17 protein-coding genes are annotated in these 20,486 nt (G+C 39.1%); 12 read left to right on the plus strand and 5 right to left on the minus strand.

Annotation, left to right across the window (positions count from 1 at the left end; all coding sequences use genetic code 11):
- Positions 1-5: 5 nt before the first annotated feature.
- From Q0983_RS13205 to Q0983_RS13260, 12 genes are all read left to right on the plus strand, one after another.
- Entirely contained in the window at positions 6-1,343 is a 1,338-nt protein-coding gene (locus Q0983_RS13205) for a Gfo/Idh/MocA family oxidoreductase (RefSeq protein ID WP_299554027.1), read from the plus strand.
- Positions 1,344-1,346: 3 nt separating this feature from the next.
- Complete coding sequence (locus Q0983_RS13210; RefSeq protein WP_299554030.1) at positions 1,347-2,270, plus strand: TIM barrel protein; 924 nt, start codon at positions 1,347-1,349, stop codon at positions 2,268-2,270.
- A 12-nt stretch (positions 2,271-2,282) separates the two neighbouring features.
- The gene (locus Q0983_RS13215; protein WP_299554034.1) at positions 2,283-3,725 is read left to right on the plus strand and encodes a Gfo/Idh/MocA family oxidoreductase; all 1,443 of its coding nucleotides are present in this window, start codon (positions 2,283-2,285) and stop codon (positions 3,723-3,725) included.
- A 261-nt stretch (positions 3,726-3,986) separates the two neighbouring features.
- Complete coding sequence (locus Q0983_RS13220) at positions 3,987-4,346, plus strand: transmembrane 220 family protein (protein ID WP_299554037.1); 360 nt, start codon at positions 3,987-3,989, stop codon at positions 4,344-4,346.
- Between the two features lie 12 nt (positions 4,347-4,358).
- Positions 4,359-5,165, plus strand: a complete 807-nt coding sequence (locus Q0983_RS13225) for an EboA domain-containing protein (protein ID WP_299554040.1) — start codon at positions 4,359-4,361, stop codon at positions 5,163-5,165.
- Positions 5,166-5,176: 11 nt separating this feature from the next.
- On the plus strand, positions 5,177-6,085 hold the full coding sequence (locus Q0983_RS13230) for a TatD family hydrolase (protein WP_299554043.1): 909 nt from the start codon (positions 5,177-5,179) through the stop codon (positions 6,083-6,085).
- A gap of 1 nt (position 6,086) precedes the next feature.
- Positions 6,087-6,977, plus strand: a complete 891-nt coding sequence (gene eboC, locus Q0983_RS13235; protein WP_299554046.1) for a UbiA-like protein EboC — start codon at positions 6,087-6,089, stop codon at positions 6,975-6,977.
- A 2-nt stretch (positions 6,978-6,979) separates the two neighbouring features.
- A complete protein-coding gene (locus Q0983_RS13240) occupies positions 6,980-8,140 on the plus strand; it encodes a 3-dehydroquinate synthase (protein ID WP_299554049.1) in 1,161 nt (386 codons plus the stop codon).
- Positions 8,140-9,351, plus strand: coding sequence for a metabolite traffic protein EboE (gene eboE / locus Q0983_RS13245; protein WP_299554051.1), 1,212 nt, complete (start codon positions 8,140-8,142; stop codon positions 9,349-9,351). Before Q0983_RS13240 ends, eboE begins: the two co-directional genes overlap by 1 nt.
- Positions 9,352-9,359: 8 nt before the next feature.
- Positions 9,360-10,733, plus strand: a complete 1,374-nt coding sequence (locus Q0983_RS13250; RefSeq protein WP_299554054.1) for a nucleotide pyrophosphatase/phosphodiesterase family protein — start codon at positions 9,360-9,362, stop codon at positions 10,731-10,733.
- A gap of 351 nt (positions 10,734-11,084) precedes the next feature.
- A complete protein-coding gene (locus Q0983_RS13255) occupies positions 11,085-12,992 on the plus strand; it encodes a family 16 glycoside hydrolase (RefSeq protein WP_299554057.1) in 1,908 nt (635 codons plus the stop codon).
- Between the two features lie 16 nt (positions 12,993-13,008).
- Positions 13,009-14,967 (plus strand): plastocyanin/azurin family copper-binding protein, encoded by a 1,959-nt coding sequence (locus tag Q0983_RS13260; protein WP_299554061.1) that lies wholly within the window; start codon positions 13,009-13,011, stop codon positions 14,965-14,967.
- A 76-nt stretch (positions 14,968-15,043) separates the two neighbouring features.
- Here Q0983_RS13260 and Q0983_RS13265 read toward each other — a convergent pair whose 3' ends face one another.
- The 5 genes from Q0983_RS13265 to Q0983_RS13285 all read right to left on the minus strand — a co-directional run bounded on the left by Q0983_RS13265 (position 15,044) and on the right by Q0983_RS13285 (position 20,423).
- Entirely contained in the window at positions 15,044-15,796 is a 753-nt protein-coding gene (locus Q0983_RS13265) for a ThuA domain-containing protein (RefSeq protein ID WP_299554064.1), read from the minus strand.
- Positions 15,797-15,817: 21 nt separating this feature from the next.
- A complete protein-coding gene (locus tag Q0983_RS13270; protein WP_299554067.1) occupies positions 15,818-16,840 on the minus strand; it encodes an AraC family transcriptional regulator in 1,023 nt (340 codons plus the stop codon).
- Positions 16,841-16,947: 107 nt separating this feature from the next.
- The gene (locus tag Q0983_RS13275) at positions 16,948-17,799 is read right to left on the minus strand and encodes a sugar phosphate isomerase/epimerase family protein (RefSeq protein WP_299554070.1); all 852 of its coding nucleotides are present in this window, start codon (positions 17,797-17,799) and stop codon (positions 16,948-16,950) included.
- A 39-nt stretch (positions 17,800-17,838) separates the two neighbouring features.
- On the minus strand, positions 17,839-18,792 hold the full coding sequence (locus Q0983_RS13280; RefSeq protein WP_299554073.1) for a PmoA family protein: 954 nt from the start codon (positions 18,790-18,792) through the stop codon (positions 17,839-17,841).
- Positions 18,793-18,803: 11 nt separating this feature from the next.
- Positions 18,804-20,423 (minus strand): c-type cytochrome, encoded by a 1,620-nt coding sequence (locus Q0983_RS13285; RefSeq protein ID WP_299554076.1) that lies wholly within the window; start codon positions 20,421-20,423, stop codon positions 18,804-18,806.
- Positions 20,424-20,486 lie beyond the last annotated feature (63 nt).

Raw genomic sequence — 20,486 nt, forward strand, 5'->3', positions numbered from 1 at the left:
ACATTATGGAAGAAAAAAAATCAATATCAAGACGCAGCTTCGTAAAAGAATCATCATTAATTACCGGAGGCGTATTGCTGGCTCCGTCGGTTTTAATGGCTTCAAACTCTGGTTCAAAAAAAGAAAAAATGTTAAAACTGGCCGTCGTAGGCTGTGGTGGTAGAGGTACTGGAGCAGCCGTTCAGGCACTCAAAGCTGATGATAACGTTAAATTGGTTGCCATGTCTGATGCCTTTAAAGATAACCTGGAAAAATCTTTAACCAATCTTTCAAAAATTTTCGATTCCGGAAAAATTGACGTGCCTCCAACCAAACAATTTTCGGGTTTTGGTTCCTATAAAAAAGCCATTGACGAAGCTGATGTTGTTATTCTTGCCACGCCTCCCGGGTTCAGGCCCCAGCATTTTGAATATGCCATTTCCCAGGGGAAGCACGTGTTTATGGAAAAACCCGTGGCGACTGATGTTGTCGGGATAAAAAAAGTTTTGAAAGCAGCTAAAATGGCTAAAGAAAAACAATTAAATGTTGTTGTTGGACTTCAAAGGCGTTATCAAAAAAGCTATTTGGCGGCTTACGAAAAAATTAAAAACGGCGCTATTGGAAAAATCACTTCCGGACAGGTGTATTGGAATAGTGGCGGTGTTTGGGTAAGACCAAGGCAAGAACAATGGACTGAAATGGAATACCAAATGCGTAACTGGTATTATTTTAATTGGTTGTGTGGCGACCATATTTTAGAACAGCATATTCACAACATTGATGTTGCCAATTGGTTTATTGGCGAACTTCCTGTTAGAGCTCAGGGCATGGGCGGCCGACAGGTAAGAAATGGTAAGGACCACGGTGAAATTTTCGACCATCATTTTGTGGAGTTTGAATACCCCGGCGGTGCTATTGTTTCCAGTCAATGCAGACACCAACGCGGTTGCTTAACCAGAGTTGCAGAAAATTTTCAAGGGACTAAAGGAACTTCCAATACTAAGGGAAAAGTTTATGCCACTCTAAAATCCCTGGATGGAAGCATTATTTATGACCATAATGGTGAAGATGACCCCAGCCCCTATCAAATTGAACACGACCAACTCTTTCAGGCCATAAGAGGTCAAAGAGATTATATTAACAACGGTGACTATGGGGCTAACAGTACCATGACTGCTATTTTAGGAAGAATGGCAACCTATTCAGGAAAACAAATTACCTGGGAACAAGCTATGAATTCTGATTATCAAATTGTGCCGGACGAAGACACACTTAGCTGGGACAGTTTAACTCCAACAATTTGTGATAAACATGGAAACTACCCCATCCCAACTCCCGGTAAAACCAACTTTATAAAATCCTAAATCATGGAAAGACGATCGTTTATTAAAAAAAGTGCTGCTGCGGCTTCCATAGCAGGCCTTGGTGTATCAGGAGTCAATGCCATGGCAAAATCTGATAGCAAAACTTCATTTTCTTCAGATACATTTAAAATGAAATTTGCACCCCATTTCGGAATGTTCAAACATCATGCAGGTGATGACCTTATTGACCAGATTAATTTTATGGCAGATCAGGGGTTTACTGCTTTTGAAGATAATGGCATGATGAAGCGCGATGTGGCGCTTCAAACCAAAATAGGAGACACTTTGGCGAAACGCAACATGACTATGGGTGTTTTTGTGATTCAAAAAGGGGGCAATTTAAATAACACTTTAGCAGCCGGAAAACAGGAACATCTTGATATCTTTTTAAACGGTTGCAAAAAAGCCGTGGAAGTAGCTAAACGGATCAATGCCAAATGGCTTACTGTAGTTCCGGGCGCATTTCAGAGAAGACTACCCATCGGTATTCAGGATGCCCATGTTATTGAAGCCTTAAGACGCGGTGCAGACATTTTAGAACCCCACGGATTGACTATGGTTTTAGAACCTTTATCGGACTCCCCTGATTTGTATCTACAACGATCGGATCAAACCTATATGATCTGCAAGGCCGTCAATAGCCCGGCCTGTAAAATTTTATTCGACATCTATCACCTTCAAAAAACGGAAGGCCATATCATTAGAAACATTGATCTTACCTGGGATGAAATAGGCTATTTCCAAATTGGTGATAATCCCGGAAGAAAAGAGCCTACTACAGGGGAAATCAACTATAAAAATATCTTTAAGCATATTCACGATAAAGGCTTTAATGGTGTATTAGGGATGGAACACGGCAATTCCATGCAGGGAAAAGAAGGCGAACTGGCCGTTATTAATGCTTATAGAGAAACATCCAATTTTTAAAATCAAACGTTTATGGAATCGCCTAAAACAAACCGACGAACTTTTATTAAGAATACGGCACTCGTTGCTACCGGAATAAGTATTGTTCCCAGGCATGTTCTAGGGCAGGGTTATATCCCGCCCAGCGACAAATTGAATATAGCCGTTATCGGTGGTGGCGGTAAAGGATTTTCAGATGCCGTTAATAGCTGGAATAATGGGGTTTCAAATATTACAGCCATTTGTGATGTGGATTGGAATCGTGCTTCAAAAGCTTTTAAAAAATTCCCGAAAGCCAGAAAATACAAAGATTTCAGAAAGTTATTTGACGAAGTAAAAGACTTTGATGCGGTCACAGTTTCTACACCAGACCACACTCATGCTGTCATTACCATGGCTGCTATTAAAATGGGGAAACACGTGTATGTTCAAAAGCCACTGACCCATAATATTTATGAAGCCAGAATGCTTACTGAAGCCGCCAGAAAATATAAGGTAGTAACCCAAATGGGAAACCAAGGGGCTTCCGGTGACGGTGTGGCACAAATGATCAAATGGTTTGACAAAGGAAAAATTGGCAATGTACATAAAGTCGATGTTTGGACCAATCGTCCTATTTGGCCGCAGGGCATCAGAGCAAAAACCGATAGACCGGCCTTATTGGACGGACTGGATTGGGATTCATGGATTGGTCCTGCCGAAATGGTAGATTATCATCCGCAATACCACCCGTTTAAATGGCGTGGTTGGTGGAATTTTGGCACCGGTGCCCTTGGAGATATGGGTTGTCATTTAATTGATCCACCTTACCGTGTACTAGGGTTAGGATACCCAACCGAGGTTGAAAGTAGCGTTGGTGCCGTATTTACCAGAGACTGGACTCCGGAACATTTACCGGATTCTTGTCCGCCATCATCAAGAACCCAACTCACTTTTAAAGCGTCTAAGAAAAACCCGGTAGATACAAAGATGACCTGGACCGATGGTGGATTACGTCCCTTCCACCCGGATTTGATTCCTGCCGATCACCCTATAGGAGACGGTAATTCAGCCAATGGTGTTATGATGTTTGGCGAAAAAGGCATCATGACCTGTGGTGTTTATGGCAGAGAACCAAAAATTTATTTTAACGACGGCAAGGTTCAAACTTTTAAAGAGAAAAAGAAAAAAGAAGACCCGTTGCCGGAAAACGGGCATCAAGTTGCCTGGGTGGAGGCTTGTAAAGAAGGTTATAGAAGTAAGAAGCATAAAAAACTAACCTCTTCATTTGATTTTGCCGGTCCGCTCACCGAAAGTATCCTTATGGGTAATTTAGCCATCAGAAGCTACGGTATCAGAAAAAAGAACGCCAGAAATCGTTTTGACTATCCCGGAAGAAAAAAATTACTTTGGGATGGTAAGAACATGAAAATAACCAATTTTGAACCTGCTAACCAATTTGTAAGACGTCATTACAGGGCAGGTTGGAGCCTGTAGTATTGGCATCAAATTGCCATAAGAACCCAAAAAAATGTTTTAATATTTTCAGTGAATAATATTGAACATTTTTTCCGTACCGCTTTATTATTTTAGCAGTACTACTTAGTGCATATTTAATGCATTAAGCTATATCCGGACTCTCAAAAAATCATTAATTTTATAGAGTTTATCTTAAGCCTGAAATCAGACTACCTTAATCTTATTTTATGCAGGATAAAAATGATTCTAATGTAGTAAGCAAAATTGAACTTAATAGTCGTGAAAAGATCCAGAAAAATAACCAATATCGTTTTATTCATCATCTTTATTTTATTTGCCATTGTGCAGTTAAATGACCCGGATGGCATCATTTGGTTTTTAGTATATGCTTTAGTAGCCGGTATTTGTCTTTATTCTAATTACAGAACTATTCCAAAATACACCTTGCTTCTGGTAGCCGTTTTACTATTAGCCTATGCAGGCTTTCACTTTTCTTTGTTTTTAGACTATTTACAGACCGAAAACAAGGAAGAGATCTTTGGCGAAATGGTTTATGAAAAACCCTATTTAGAAGGATCTCGGGAATTTTTAGGACTCCTGATAGCAGCATTAGGGGTGCTTTATCAGTTAAAAAAATAAAGAAACCAGCTTATGATTTCTAATCAAAAACAAGAAGCATTCATAGCATTGGCCGAATCAAAATTGACTCCTAAAGAGTTGAGCTGGGTTCAGTCTAAAATGAATATTGTCTCTGACCTTGATACCAGTCATAAGTTTAAGGTCTTTTTTAGTTTGGCCTCCCGCTTTGTTTCTACGGAAATTCCCTCCTGGAGTGCTGAGGAATTAACCGCTTTAGAAGACATTTATCCCGGTTTCGGTAAATCAGCCTGGTCCAGACAGGATCTGGCCCGTGTGTTATTAATGCTTTCGTTAGACACTTCAGTTAACCAAAATATCCTTATAGAATTCTTTGAAATAGCCGAAATGAGAGAACAAATAGCTCTTTATAAAGGATTATATTTACTCGGGAATGCTTCCCATTTTAACCCTCAGGTGGCAGAAGGCATTCGTACCAATATGGCGAACGTATTTGATGCCATAGCCTCCGGAAATCCCTACCCTAAAACCTACTTGGAAGATGATGCATGGAACCAGCTCATTTTAAAATCGTTTTTTATGGACCGGAAGCTCTACACCGTTCAGTTTGTAGATGAAGGTAAAAACAAAAAGCTGGGAGACATGCTTCAAGATTATGTAAAAGAACGCTGGGCAGCAGGCAGGCAGGTCTCTCCTGAAATTTGGCGTATGATCAACGGATACATCCGTAAAGATATAATAGCGTTAATTTCAAAAAGACAGATTGACGGGATAGAAAAAGAGGCCATTACTGCGGTTTTAGCCAAAAGTGACGCGTCCGTTTCTCCTGAATTTTGGGATAACATTGGTAAAACTATTTAAAGAAAAACATTATGAATTATATAGATCCACACATCCATATGGTTTCCAGAACCACTGATGATTATGAAAATATGAGAGCCGCAGGCATTGTAGCCGTTATAGAGCCCGCTTTTTGGTTCGGACAAGCACGTACGAATGTAGGTTCTTTTAAGGACTACTTTAGTACACTTGTAGGCTGGGAACGCTTTAGAGCATCGCAGTTTGGCATTAAACATTATTGTACCATTGGTTTGAATTCTAAAGAAGCCAATAACGAAGCTTTAGCAGAACAGGTTATAGAAATTCTACCTGAATTTTTAGCGAAAGAAGGTGTAGTAGCCGTCGGAGAAATAGGATACGACGACCAAACCGATGCCGAAGACAAATATTTCAGGCAACAACTGGAATTAGCTAAGGATTTTGATTTACCGGTCATGATCCACACACCGCACCGCGATAAAAAAAATGGTACCATCCGTACCATGGATGTCATTGATGAACACGGTATAGACCCTGGCCTGGTGGTTATTGACCACAATAATGAAGAAACTGTCAAACACGTTCGCGATCGCGGATATTGGGCGGCTTTTACTATTTACCCTAAAACAAAGATGAGCAAAAAGCGTATGGTAGCGATCGTACAACAATACGGTTCGGAAAAAATTATTGTTGACAGCTCTGCAGACTGGGGCGTAAGTGACCCGCTTTCCGTTCCGAAAACAGCTGCCTTAATGCGAAAAAAAGGCGTTTCTGAAGCAGACATTCATCTCACCTGCTATCAAAATGCTCTTACCATATATGGACAAAGCGGACAGTTTAATGAATCGGACTGGATTAAGGATACGATCGTTAACCAGGCCGATCTTCATGAAGGCAATACCATATTAAGAGGTCAGACACCTAAAGAAATCAGCTTTAAAGGAAGCGCTAAAACAGATTAGTATGAGGTGGTCTGCCATGTTGCTCATTACGCGACCAGCAAACATTATTACGGCTATCGCGGATATCTTGGCAGGCATTGCCATTGCAGGGTATTTAGTTTTGGATGTCCTTAATCAGGAGGTTGTTTTTCAAATCGTGTTATTATGTATTGCTACCGTTGGGTTGTATGGAGGCGGTATCGTTTTTAATGATGTTTTCGATATTGAACAGGACAAAATTAACCGCCCGGAACGTGTGATCCCTTCAGGAAAACTCAGCTTAAGACAAGCTAGAAATTTGGGGTTAACACTTTTTGCCATGGCTATTATAGCTGCCTTTTGTGTTTCCGCATTTAGCGGATATATAGCCCTTGCTACCATGTGCTCTGCATTACTATACGACAAACATGGAAAACACCACGCATTTTTTGGACCAATAAACATGGGGCTTTGTCGTGGTCTCAATCTTATTTTAGGAATGAGTATTGCACCTGATCTGGAACCTAACTATTATTTAATAGGCATATTACCCGTTCTTTTTATTTCGGCCATAACGCTAACAGCCCAAAAAGAAACCAAAGGCAAAAATAAAATGGCCATAGCGCTGGCTATGGTACTGGATGCCTCTATTATTGTTGGATTCTGGCTCATATCTCAGTACTTTCCATTTTCTATTGAAAACGCCTTTATCTTTTTATTGTTCTGGTACGGGATCAATGCCTTTGCCAAGTTAAAGGCCATTATAAAAAACAACCCAAAATTAATAATGAAAGCTGTAAAGATTGGAGTCCTTTCACTCATTCCATTAAACGCAAGTTATGTTGCGGGATTTAGCTCAATAACAATGGCCGTATTAGTGCTGTGCTTACTTCCAATTTCATTATTTTTATCAAAAAAATTCCCGGTTACTTAATAATGAGTTATACCAAAATTATAAAACAGTCCTTTCAGGTTAAATTTGACTTTAATCTTATATTCACAAGTAAGCTTTTTGAAACGGATAATGCTATTCTTGTGGATTTGCTTTCAGGCCATGCAGGAACAAGAACCAAGGCCATCGTAGTCGCGGATCAAGGCGTTACCCGGGCTCATCCCTATTTAAAAAGTGCCATTGCCGACTATTTTAAACACCATGACAATGATTTGGAATTGCGCAAGCCTATTTTAGAGATTCCGGGAGGTGAACAATCCAAAAACGATCAGTCTTATATTAAGTCCATTTTAGAAAGTATCAATGATCATGGCATAGATCGGCATTCTTATGTTATTGCCATTGGTGGTGGCGCGGTACTTGATGTTGTGGGTTTTGCTGCTGCCGTAGCACACAGAGGCGTGAGGCTCATTAGAATACCAACAACCGTTTTATCGCAGAATGATTCAGGTATAGGCGTTAAAAATGGGATCAACTATTTTGGAAAAAAGAACTTTGTTGGAAGTTTTGCGGTTCCCTATGCCGTAATCAATGACGATACCTTCCTTTCTACTCTTCATGACCGCGATTGGCGTTCGGGCATTTCCGAAGCCTTAAAAGTATCGTTGATCAAAGATTGTGATTTTTTTCAATGGATAGAAGGTCAAATTGAATTGCTGAACACCAGAGATCAGGACACCATGAATGAACTGATCTATCGCTGTGCCGACCTCCATATGAAGCACATTCAAAACTCCGGAGATGCTTTTGAACAAGGGTCATCAAGACCTTTGGATTTTGGCCATTGGGCCGCGCATAAACTGGAACAATTATCTAATTATGAAATACGCCATGGCGAGGCGGTAGCTACCGGTATTGCCTTGGACAGTACCTATTCCCATCTAAAAGGCTATTTAACTAAACCGGAACTTAATCGCATCCTGGATTGTATTATAAATTTAGGCTTTCATATTACCTATAATGAAATGGGTAGTGAAATCATCAACGGACTGGAAGAATTCAGGGAGCATTTGGGAGGCAAACTTACCATTATGCTCCTCAAAGCTTTAGGCACGGGATTTGAAGTTCATGAAATGGATAAAGCCCTTGTTTTGGCTTCAATAGACTATATAAGCAAATACAGCAATGAAAAACCGGAGATCTAATGACTATTGAGAATCAAGCGCATCTTACCTACTGCACCAACATCCACCCCGGCGAAACGTGGGATGAAATCTTTGGCAATTTAAAAAATCACACCACTAAGATTAAAGATCAACTAAGCCCAAACAAATCTTTTGGGATTGGTTTGCGTTTGTCTCAAAAAAGTGCTTCTGTGCTGTTGCAGGACAACAATCTTGCAAATTTTAAAACCTGGTTAGACTCTAATGGTTTGTATGTTTTTACCATGAATGGGTTCCCGTATGGGGAATTTCACAATACGGTTATAAAGGACCAGGTTCACACACCCGATTGGACTACAAAAGAACGTGTAAATTATACCAGGGATCTTATGACCATATTGGCTTATTTGCTTCCGGAAAATATGGAAGGGAGTGTCTCCACTTCACCGTTATCTTATAAATACTGGTTTAATACCCAGGACGAAGTAAAAAATACCACTCAAAAAGCCTGTCAGTCCCTTATGGAGGTTGTTTTACAGTTAGTGGATATCAAAAAAACAACAGGCAAACTTTTGCATCTTGATTTAGAACCTGAACCTGATGGCTTTCTTGAAAACACTAAGGAGGTTCTTGATTTCTATAACGACCACTTGCTAAAAGAAGGCCTTTCGACAGTTCAAAGTGCCCTAAACTGTAGTTCTGAAATTGCCAAAACCCACATTTTAGACCACATTCAAATTTGCTACGATGTATGCCATTTTGCCCTGGCTTATGAACGTCCTGAGTTTGTGATTTCCAATTTCCAAAATGCCGGCATCAACATTGGAAAGGTTCAAATTAGTGCGGCTATAAAATGCAAAAAGTCGGATACGGTATCCGTTAGTACCCAACAATCTTATCTACGTCAATTTGATGAACCTGTCTATTTACATCAATCTGTAGTGAAACTTGATGATGACAGTTTGGTCCATTTTTCAGACTTATCCGAAGGTATAGACCTTATGAATGGCGCTAATTTTAAAGAGATCAGAACCCATTTTCATGTACCTATTTTCGTTTCGGATTTTCAAGTACTTGAGTCTACCCAGGATGAGATTATCGACGCCTTAAAACTTTGGAAAGACAATCCTTATAGTCAACATCTCGAGGTTGAAACTTATACCTGGTCTATCTTACCGGAGTATTTACAAACAGACATAACCAGTTCCGTAATCAGAGAATTGGAATGGTTAACCAATCAATTATCAAACTAAACCAGGGCATGAATCAAACCGTTGTTATTAATATTGTAGGTTTATCCAGTGCTTTATTAAAGCATAAAGAGCTCTTTTTAACACAATGGATTGAAAAGAAACAGGTTTCCAAAATCAAACCTGTTTTACCGGCCGTAACCTGTTCAGTACAATCCACCTACTTAACCGGAAAGTGGCCCAAAGACCATGGCATTGTTGGCAATGGCTGGTATTTTAAAGAAGAGTGCGAAGTCAAGTTATGGCGACAATCAAATCATTTAGTGGAATCCCCTAAAATTTGGGACATGGCTAAGGCCATCAATCCGGAATTCACCTGTTCCAATATGTTTTGGTGGTACAATATGTATTCTAATTCGGATTTTAATGTAACCCCAAGGCCTCAATATAGAGCAGATGGACAAAAGAAACCGGATTGTTATTCAAAACCTGAAGGATTACGTGATAGGCTTCAGGATAAATTAGGCACTTTTCCGCTATTCAACTTTTGGGGACCAAACACAACCATAAAGTCTACAAAATGGATTGCCGATGCTTCAAAATTAGTTCATGACTGGCATGAACCTACATTACAGCTTATCTATCTTCCCCACTTAGATTATGTTTTGCAAAAGTATAATGACGAGGACGTTATTTTAAAAGATCTCCTGGAACTGGATACAGTTTGCGAAGATCTCATCAGTTTCTATGAATCCAAAGGTGTTAAAGTCATTTTACTTTCAGAATATGGCATCAATCTTGTGAAGGCGCCTTTTCATATTAATCGTCTTTTAAGAGAGCATGGTTATATTAAGATCAGAGAGGAAAATGGTTTAGAGATACTTGATCCTGGTATTAGCAAGGCATTTGCCCTGGCCGATCATCAGGTGGCTCATGTCTACATAAATGATAAAAGCAAGTTTGGGGGTATAAAGAAACTGCTTGAAAATTGCCCTGAAATTGATTTGGTTTTAGATACCGAAGGACAAACCAAACACCATTTAAACCACCACAGATCCGGAGATTTGGTCGTGGTAGCAAAAAAAGACTATTGGTTTACGTATTACTATTGGCTGAACGATAGAAAAGCTCCTGATTTTGCCAGAAATGTAGATATTCACAAAAAGCCGGGATATGATCCTGTAGAGCTTTTTACGGATCCCAAAAAGAAGATGATGCTCTTCAGAATAGCTTTTAAACTATTGAAAAAGAAGCTTGGGTTTCGAACCATGTTGGACGTTATTCCGCTTGATGCTACATTAATAAAAGGTTCTCATGGCACCCCCAATATAGGAGAAGACTATTACCCGTTGCTGATTACGAGCGAAAATAGCGAACCGGGAAATCAACAGGTTGAAGCGGTGGACGTATGCAAAATTATTATGAATCACATTTTTGACAACTAAAATCCTTAAGCAGTTAGAGTGTTTAATATATTTCAGTGAATAATTGTGTACAAAATTTTCGCTTAAATTTCACATCTTCGTATGCTTTTCGTTTGAATCTTGTTTAAATATTTATACCACTTAGTTTTCTGCAAGTCAAATATTTGAATAATTCACAAGAGCTCTAATGGTTAATTAATTAAACAGGCCTGCTTAAAAAACAGGAGTTAAAAAAACACCAATACTATATTAGACCGTGTTTTTAAGAAGAATAACACCTCCTTTTTTATCCCGTTTTTAAATAAATAACCTTAGATTTAACAAGTCTTGATATTTGTTAACCAAGAATTAAAACAACTAAACTATAAACCGATGAAACACGTTTCGTATGTCTTACTGGTGTTCTGTCTCGTCTTTACTATGTCCTGTGAAAAGGATAAAAAAGAACCTGAGAAAACACAAGTAAAAAAAGAAGTCAAGAAAAAAACACCTGATTACTTACCATTCACCAAAGTTAATCTCAAAGACCTTTCGGTTTTTAAGCCCACAGGCGCCAACTGGACGGTAGTGGGCAATGTCATAGCAGACAGAAGCAAGGAAAAAACATTCCTTACTGAAGAGGGCACCGGAATTTTGTTAAATAAGAATGATCAGGAAAAGGGAAATAATAAAAACCTTTTCACCCCATTTGAGCATGGGGACATCGAGTTAGAACTGGATGTCATGGTGCCCGTAAAATCTAACTCAGGCCTTTATTTTCAGGGACGTTATGAAGTTCAAATATTTGACAGCTGGAACGTTAAAAAACCCAAGTATGTTGATATGGGAGGTATTTATCAGCGTTGGAATAAAGATGCTGAAAAAGGAAAAGAAGGTTATGAGGGGTATTCCCCAAGAGTTAATGCTGCTAAAGCGCCGGGATTGTGGCAACATTTAAAAGTCATTTTTCATGCCCCAAAATTTGACGAATCCGGTAAAAAAACCAAAAATGCCTGGTTTGAAGAAGTTTGGTTAAACGGTGTTTTAATACATGAAAATGTAGAATTGAGTGGTCCTACCCGAGGCGGAGGCACCCATGCCGATGAAAAACCAAGAGGTCCGTTAATGATCCAGGGAGATCACGGTCCGGTGGCCTTTAAAAACATCAAATACAAATTATACGAAGGCAATAAATTTGTCCTTTCAAATATTACAAGAACAGCATATGAAAGTGTTAAAAATTTACCTGTTAATTTAGATACCATCGTTAAAGAAAAAGAAGAAAAAATTGATGGTTTTACTCTTACGGACGTCACCAAAAGCAGAGACAAAAAAATGGTGGTTCATACAGGTACTTTATCAGTTCCTGAAACCGGAAAATATTTGTTCGATGGGCATGCAAACGGTATTTCAGAGTTATATCTCAACAACAAAAAGTTCTTGAATATAAGAGGTGGCATGGATAAAGCCAATATAAAAACCATCACTTTAGAACAGGGCGATATCCCTTTTAAGATTGTTTATAACCAACATGCTCCCTGGGCTAGAGGTTTTAGTTTACATGTTGAAGGCCCCAATATGCAAAAATATTCCATTCAGGAAGGGGTTAAAAAAGGGGAAGGTGTATTTGACCCTCTTAAGGGTATCATTGTAGAACCTGAAGACAAACCCGTAATGCAGCGCAGTTTTGTAAACCATGAAGATGAGAAACACACCCATTGTATTTCTGTAGGCACACCCCAAGGCATTCACTATTCCTACAATCTGGCAACGGGTTCGCTTTTAAGAGTATGGGATGGTTCGTTTTTAAACACCACTCATATGTGGTTATCTAGAGGATACAAGCAATTAGGAGAACCTATTGGTTTTTCAATATCAATGCATGGTGATCTGGAGTTTGCTAAGCTTGAAGATGAAAATGCCGTATGGCCAATGCCCTTAGTTGAAAATAAAGGCATCAAGCAATTGGGTTATGAACTGGATGCTTCAAGAATGCCTTCATTCTCATATCAAATTGGAAAAACAACTATAACCAATAGCTTTTCAGTACCTGAAGGCTCTCGTCAATTGAATAAATCGATTACAGTTTCCAAAAGCAAAAACCTTTGGCACAAACTTGCCGATGGTGAAAGTATTAAAGCCTTACCTAATAACACATATGTTGTTAATAACGAAAGTTTTTATATAGATTTCTCTGGAAACGATTTAAAACCCATTATTAGAAATATTGACGGTAACGATGAATTACTGGTTGAAATCCCCAAAGGTGACAGCACCATTAACTATAGTATAATCTGGTAACTAAAAACAATTAATCATGCAAAGAATAACAAAACTTTCATTTGTAATCTTATGTTTTTGTATTGGTCAAATTGCTTTTGGTCAATCAAAATCTATCGTAGAAAAAGAAGCCGAGTTCTATAAAATAGAAGATATCCAAATTCCAAAGGACATCAAATTGGAAGTAGGCGGTTTAGCCTTAACAGATGATGACAAACTAGGCGTATCTACAAGACGTGGGGAAGTTTGGCTGGTTGAAAATCCGTATAGCAAAACACCTAATTTCAAATTATATGCTCATGGCCTGCACGAAGCATTAGGTTTAGCCTATAAAGACAACGCCTTTTATTTATCTCAACGTGGAGAGCTAACCCGATTGGAAGATAAAGATGGTGATGATGAAGCCGATACATACAAAACTATTTTCTCATGGCCGTTATCGGGTAACTACCACGACTACTCATACGGACCTAAATTTGATAAAAATGGAGATATGATAGTCACCTTAAATTTGTCTTGGACCAACGGCGGCCAAAGCACAGTAAGATGGCGCGGGTGGATGTTAAAGATCACACCTGAAGGCAAAATGACACCAATTGCTACCGGATTACGTTCACCGGCGGGGTTTGGCATTAATGCTGAAGGCGACTACTTCTTTACCGAGAACCAGGGTGACTGGGTAGGATCAGGAAGAATGACGCATTTAGAGGTTGGTGATTTTGGAGGACATCCAGCCGGTTTAAAATGGTCTGACGATCCGCAATCACCTCTAAAACTAAAACCGGGGGACATCGAAGATAATTCAGGTTTAACTTTATACGAATATGCTGAAAAGGTACCGGAGTTAAAAGCTCCGGCTATTTGGTTCCCACATACTATTTTAGGTATTTCTACCTCCGATGTTTTATATGATACCAGTGGCGGAAAGTTTGGTCCGTTTAGCGGGCAACAATTTGTGGGTGACCAGGGGCATAGTAAGATCATGCGCGTTTATATGGAAAAGGTAAACGGTGTCTATCAAGGTGCCGCATTCCCTTTTGTGGAAGGTTTCTCTTCCGGTGTATTAAGAATGGTTTGGGGTAGTGATAATAGTATGTTTGTTGGTATGACCAGTAGAGGCTGGGCATCTACCGGAACAGACGAGTACGGTTTACAGCGGTTGGTTTGGACCGGTAAAACGCCATTTGAAATTAAAACCATGAAAGCCCTTGATGACGGTTTTGAACTGGAATTCACTAAACCCATCAACAAAACTCAGGCTGAAGATATTTCTAACTACAAAATGGTCACTTTTACTTATAAATATCATAAAACTTATGGTAGCCCAATCATTGATCAACAAAATGCCATGGTTCATAAGGCAGAAGTATCTGATGATGGCTTAAAAGTGAAGTTAGTCGTTCATGGTATGCGGTTAGGGTTTATCCATCAATTGGAAATTCCTGGTTTAAAGGCTACTTCAGGCGAAACATTATTACATAAAAAAGCGTATTATACGTTGAATGAAGTGCCGGGTGGTGAGTTGAGATCGATGCAGATGGAAATGAAAAAATCGGATAAAAAAGTAGAGCAACCTAAACGCGTTACGTCCATACCACATGAATGGGGAGAGGATGGCGCCGATGAAAAAATATCAATTGGTACCGTTCCCGGTTTAAAATACGATGTTGAAGAAATCACGATTAGCCGAAATAGTAAAATTGAGTTTACACTTAACAACAATGACGATATGATCCACAACGTAGTGATCACAAGTAAACAAGGAAAAGACATTGCGCTTAAGGTTGGACAGGAAGCTTTAGGCTTAGGTCTTGACGGTCCGGATTTAAACTATGTCCCATTTAGTGATTTAGTACTGGCCCATTCCGGCACGGTTGGCCCTGAAGACTCCGAAACCATTTATTTCACCTCCCCTGATGAACCGGGTGAATACTGGATTGTTTGTACTTTCCCTGGCCATTACCTAACCATGTTAACCAAACTTATTGTGAAATAAAATTAATTCTCTATAGTGACTCATAAAAAAGAGGCTCCGTTTAGAGCCTCTTTTTGTTTTATGGAAATGGTATTTGTTAAAAATTTGACACCTTCCCTGTGGCGGCCCATTCCGTACCTCTCAACATGATTTTTTTCCAGTGCTCATTTTCTAAAGCTTCCACATTGTGTCCCAGAACATTATAGAAGCATCTGCCGGTTCCTTTAAGATTCCAGAACATGACAGGTTCCATCATGTCTCTTCCGTTGTTGTCTTTTTTTGAGAAAGATGATGCCAAAATATTTACTGAATCCTGTAACTTCATTTCTACCCAAAGCTCATCTTTAATCCGGAAATTGCTTAGACCTTTCGTTATAGGGTGGTCTTTATCATCAATGATCACCTCATGATCCGTAATTTTTCCATGCCTGGTCCTACCGAACCATGTACCACCAATCAGCTCATGAAACTCCTTCCAGTCATAAAAGGCAGCACTGGCCGCATGAAACAATACAAAGCCTCCTCCGCTTTCTATGTATTTCATCAAACCCTGTTTTGTTGTATCGGGCCAATCCACCTTGTTCTCCGGCCATGGATTCCAGTTACTCAAAACTACATCAAACTTTTTAAAATCATTATAGCCTAAAGTATCCGGAGATTCGGTTACATGTACTTCAAATCGCCCCGATTCATTGTACATGGTTTTTAATTGTTTTGTGGTGGCTTTCCAATCGTGGTTATTAGTTCCGGTAAGAACGATCAGACGTAGTTTTCCTTCGTCCTTTTTTACACAGCTAAAGAAAAAGCCTAGTAAAATTGAACAGATTATTAGTCTCAATAAATAATTCATAACAAAAATCAAGTGATTACCTTAGTAACTTACTTCTTCCGTGAACCCCAATTTATAACGCCTTGGTGAACACTTGAACCTTTTTTTAAAAACCGTAGCAAAATACTGAGTACTGGAAAATCCACAATCGTAACAAATATCGGATATACTCTTAGGTTCCCTTGCTTTTAACATTCTCGCAGCAGCTTCCAACCTTAAATTGATCAGGTAATTCACAGGGGTCATATTTGTCAATTCTTTACAATACTTTGAGAGACTGGTCATTCCCAATCCGCAGTAATCCGCCATATCGTCAAGCGACCAATAACGTGCATAGTCCGTTTCAAGGTGCTTTAGAAATATCTCTACGGTTCTTTTATTAATAATAAGCGATTCATCCAAAGCTATTTTATCTTTTTTGAACAAATCAACCAGTTCCAGAAGTAATTCGTTCACTAAAATGTTCAATTTGGAATGCGGTATAGTGACATCGCACCTATCCAGGCACCTTCCCAATTCAGTAAAATAACTTCTAATTTTTTTATTGGTTTTCCAAACCGGCATTTCATTTTGCCTAAGCACCTTGGTTAAAAAATCCAGATCCTCTTTGGCAAGAATGATCCAATCGGGCCATTGCCAATCCTGATGTGGCTGCCTGACACCAACATCAATAATTATCCAGTACAATCTACTTATGGCCACATTAGGATCCCCTAATTTATGAGGTTGCCACGGCCTGGTTATTGTAAAGTCACCTGAAGTCAGTTCATATTGTTCATTACTTCCTCTACAGAATGTTAAGTTTCCCGATTCTAAAAATGTAAACTCTATGCCCTCATTTCTATGCCAATCCAACCCCCAGTTCTGATTTATCTTTGCATCCCAATATCCAATGCTATAAACGCCCGGCAAAACATGATCGGGAAGGTCAATCCCGGGATAATCTGCCCTCCGAAGTGCCTGCATTTTCAATTGTCCTGAATTAGCTGCATTATCCAGGGGCTCACACCGATCCGGTTGATACATCATATAGAAATCTTCATATCTGTCCTTCTTTTTTTTCATTAAATCAAAAAGATCCTAATTAGTAATTAATTCATTTAGTAAGACCTTTCAATTTACAAAAAAGAGAACAATTCTCTTTAATTAATACTAATCAAAAACCCCGCTATTTAATTGTTGAGCTCAAGTTTTTTAAGATAGTCGTAACTGGCTTTTACGGCTTCTTCACCCGCTACTTCCAGTGTAGTATAACCGTCAAACCCACTTTCAACTAATGATTTGTAAACGTCCTCAATCCCAATAACCCCGGACCCTAAAGGAATTAGAGACATCCCACAACCGAACGCCTTCCCCCTTTGTTCTATATATTCTGCCGGTAGGTCTTTCCAATGTACATGCTCTATTCTATCTCCTAATTTATTGATCATGTCAATAGGGTCTCCTCCTCCTAACCAAAGGTTTCCCGTATCCAGATTGACTCCCAAAGCGTCGGAGTTACAGGCATCAATAATGCGCTCCATATGTTGCACGGAATCTGTGTATTTTCCGTGTGGTTCCAGTAGAATTTGGACCCCGTAATCCTGGGCCATTTTTAATGGCTCATAGAGCTTTTCACGTATGGTGAAAATCGCTTCATCATCAGTTAAATTTTCTCCAAAAGATGTATGTGCATCTCCTTCAGTAGTGATTACATGCTTGATTCCAATTGACGCTGCCATTCTGATGGCTTTTACGATCTGGGATGTTCCATAACGCCATGGTGCCGCAGGATCTAATAATGTAGCATGCGCACATACGCTGGTTAATGTAATACCTCGTGATTCAAACAAACGCCTAATATCAAAGGCGTTGGCGTCTAAACTTGCCACGGCATTAAATCCGAAATGAGACCCTAAACAAGCCCCGTCGGCATTATCTGTTACATCGGCATATTCTATACCCCATGCTTGTATTTGATCTGCTTGCTGTTCTAATGTTTGAAACGGATTGATTAGTGCAAAACATCCTATTTTAATAGCCATAATGTTTATTGTTTAATTAGTAAATATATCTGATCACTTTTATTTAGAAGTCCACTTCTGCCATGCTTCATTGGCCAAATCACGATTTAGACCATTTGGTGAAACCAAAATCCTATAACTTAGCTTCAAAGATTCTCCGGATTTTAGTTCTTTAGAGTTCTCATAGATTACTGCCGGGCTGAAATAGGGCATATCAGGGCTTATATACCATTTTGAAGGATAATTTAGATTTGATGGGTGATCCATGAACAAAAGGCTTCCGCCATCCTCATTTTGATATGTCATCCATGAAGCCGATTGTCCGTGCAATGCATCCTTGTTTCCTTTTTCTAAAGCATCTGCAATTTCCAATTCAACACCATTACCGCTTAAAAATGCCCCTTTTAACATGTTTTTATTCATACGAACAGATAATCCGGCATAACCGCCATAGGGTTTGGCATTAGGCTCACCTGCAATTGGGGTCCGATCCAATAAAAGATCAAGACCTAAGGCGGTGAATTCACCATACCAATCTATGGTATAGTTTCCTGCGCTATCGGGCACCGATACCACAATGGTTCGGGTTTCTTTCAAAAGGGCATCCGAATCAATGGAAGGCGCATATTCTAAATGCTGAACAAACTCAATGGATTTATCATTAAAAACCTGTCGTTCATTTGAAAGTAGCCTGGTATAACCTCCAACAGGAACCCCGGTATATCCTTTTTCTTCCCAATAGTTAACGCCATTTATAATTTTCCATGAAAACCAGAGTCCGCGGTGCCAAGGGTGATCTGTCTTTGGTAAATCTGTAAATGTGGTTCCATCTGTGTTAGCGAGTGGATGAAAAAATGGTTTTCCTTTTAATGGGTCATGATTTAAGGTCCATAACAACTTACCATCATGCTTCACCGAAGTGGAAAGCTCAGATTCAACAATGTCGATCCTACTGGTGCAACTAATATGGCATATAACAACGGTTATAAAAAGTATGTAGAATAGACGTCTCATATTATTTTGTGCTATTCAGCATCCAGTTTTAAACTTTGCATATACCCAACCAAATCACGGATTTCCTCATCGTTTAAGCCTCCCAATAACCCTGGTGGCATAAGGGATTTATCAATAAATTTTCTTGATTCTATATCTGAGGTTTTGATAGAGACTTTTTCGTTTCCAGCTATTACCAGAACAACTTCTTCAGTATTACTGGTATACATTCTTCCAAAATAAGATGTACCGTCTTTTGTGTCGATTCGCATCTGATCAAAACCAGTTTTAATGTTTTTATCGGGATCCACTATAGATTCGATGATTTGATCTTTGGTCAAAAGATTTCCTATCCCCAATAAATCCGGTCCCAGCATCTCTTCACTTCCATTTATGGAATGGCATGTAGCACAAGCTCTTTGCTTGAAGAGACTTTTTCCTTTGGTAACATTACCGGTTATAACCGCAGAAATTTCTTTGGGGTCGTCTGGTTCTATCCAATCGGCAACCACCATTTTATAAATAGCCCCCATAGGCTCTTTATAGGGCACATGCATACGTCCTTCAGTTCCAAATTGAGATAAGTATAGGTCGCCATTAGCATCGAAATCCAAATCGGAAAGCTTTTCAATTTTATCTGCTATCGGGTATTCCTTAGCTTCATATTCTCCATTTTCTTTTTTAGTCATACGAATCCGTGACACGGAACCTTCCTTCCACTGGCCATCAGGCCCCCAATAAGAAACGAACAAATCACCGGCAGTCCCATCAAAATCATTGTCTTTTGGATTAAAGACGATCCCTACTGGTGAAAAACCATATTTTAGTTTTACCAAAGGTTCTGTAACTTTGGGTTGATCAGGATATTTTTTGGGATTATTGCCATAGAAATTTCCCTGAACGGCATGATTGAGTTCTTCATACTTATTTTCATTACCACGGTTATCTGAAAAGAATACCTCGTCCTCATCATTCAATGTCAACCCATATGCAAACCGTAGTCCGGTGGCAAATCTTTCATAAGACTTACCATCTGGAGCAATTTTTAAAATGGAGCCTCTTAATTTATTTGGGTCAGGCGCAGCTATGTTATTCAATTGATCTGTGCAGAGAATTGCAAACAAATTACCTTTTGAATCGAAATCAAGACCAAAGGTCCAGTCCCAATAATGTAAAGTCCAGGGAAAATCGTCAAAAAAAGTATAACTGTTGTCCGCAACCTGGTCTTCATTTGTGTCTTCATACACCCTTATTTCCTGGGTTGTTGCCACATACATTTTGTTATCCTTAAAGGCTATACTTGTTGGGTAGCGGAGACTGTCGTTCTTTACATCGCAATAGAGTTTTGCGTGATCCTCAAGACCATCGCCATCCGTATCATAAAGTGAATATATCTCTCCGGTATAATTTGCAGCATAAATTACATTTTCCGGACCTGCAATAATAGCTGTGGGATTCCATAACGTAACCCCTGTTTTTATTGGAAGTTTAATGGCAGCATAACGGCCATAAACCTTTACAGTGTTATCTGTGTTTTTGATTATGGTTTTTTCCCATTCTGAAAAAACCCGTTCCTTTTTTGAGTCTTTTTTACAAGAGACCACTAGTGTAATCAACAATAAAGGATAAATTAACTTATTTAGCTTTTTCATATTCAACGTTATTAAATAATGGCTAAAGTTAAGCTATGATTGAAATAAAAATGTTTAATATAT

The organism is Seonamhaeicola sp., from assembly GCF_028281565.1.
Taxonomy (GTDB): Bacteria; Bacteroidota; Bacteroidia; order Flavobacteriales; family Flavobacteriaceae; genus Seonamhaeicola.

What these genes read in the sequence shown, in the direction of transcription:
- Q0983_RS13205 (WP_299554027.1), top strand. Translation starts at nt 6, where the DNA reads ATGGAAGAAAAAAAATCAATATCAAGACGCAGCTTCGTAAAAGAATCA.
- Q0983_RS13210 (WP_299554030.1), top strand. Translation starts at nt 1,347, where the DNA reads ATGGAAAGACGATCGTTTATTAAAAAAAGTGCTGCTGCGGCTTCCATA.
- Q0983_RS13215 (WP_299554034.1), top strand. Translation starts at nt 2,283, where the DNA reads ATGGAATCGCCTAAAACAAACCGACGAACTTTTATTAAGAATACGGCA.
- Q0983_RS13225 (WP_299554040.1), top strand. Translation starts at nt 4,359, where the DNA reads ATGATTTCTAATCAAAAACAAGAAGCATTCATAGCATTGGCCGAATCA.
- Q0983_RS13230 (WP_299554043.1), top strand. Translation starts at nt 5,177, where the DNA reads ATGAATTATATAGATCCACACATCCATATGGTTTCCAGAACCACTGAT.
- eboC (WP_299554046.1), top strand. Translation starts at nt 6,087, where the DNA reads ATGAGGTGGTCTGCCATGTTGCTCATTACGCGACCAGCAAACATTATT.
- Q0983_RS13240 (WP_299554049.1), top strand. Translation starts at nt 6,980, where the DNA reads ATGAGTTATACCAAAATTATAAAACAGTCCTTTCAGGTTAAATTTGAC.
- eboE (WP_299554051.1), top strand. Translation starts at nt 8,140, where the DNA reads ATGACTATTGAGAATCAAGCGCATCTTACCTACTGCACCAACATCCAC.
- Q0983_RS13250 (WP_299554054.1), top strand. Translation starts at nt 9,360, where the DNA reads ATGAATCAAACCGTTGTTATTAATATTGTAGGTTTATCCAGTGCTTTA.
- Q0983_RS13255 (WP_299554057.1), top strand. Translation starts at nt 11,085, where the DNA reads ATGAAACACGTTTCGTATGTCTTACTGGTGTTCTGTCTCGTCTTTACT.
- Q0983_RS13260 (WP_299554061.1), top strand. Translation starts at nt 13,009, where the DNA reads ATGCAAAGAATAACAAAACTTTCATTTGTAATCTTATGTTTTTGTATT.
- Q0983_RS13265 (WP_299554064.1), bottom strand. Translation starts at nt 15,796, where the DNA reads ATGAATTATTTATTGAGACTAATAATCTGTTCAATTTTACTAGGCTTT.
- Q0983_RS13270 (WP_299554067.1), bottom strand. Translation starts at nt 16,840, where the DNA reads ATGAAAAAAAAGAAGGACAGATATGAAGATTTCTATATGATGTATCAA.
- Q0983_RS13275 (WP_299554070.1), bottom strand. Translation starts at nt 17,799, where the DNA reads ATGGCTATTAAAATAGGATGTTTTGCACTAATCAATCCGTTTCAAACA.
- Q0983_RS13280 (WP_299554073.1), bottom strand. Translation starts at nt 18,792, where the DNA reads ATGAGACGTCTATTCTACATACTTTTTATAACCGTTGTTATATGCCAT.
- Q0983_RS13285 (WP_299554076.1), bottom strand. Translation starts at nt 20,423, where the DNA reads ATGAAAAAGCTAAATAAGTTAATTTATCCTTTATTGTTGATTACACTA.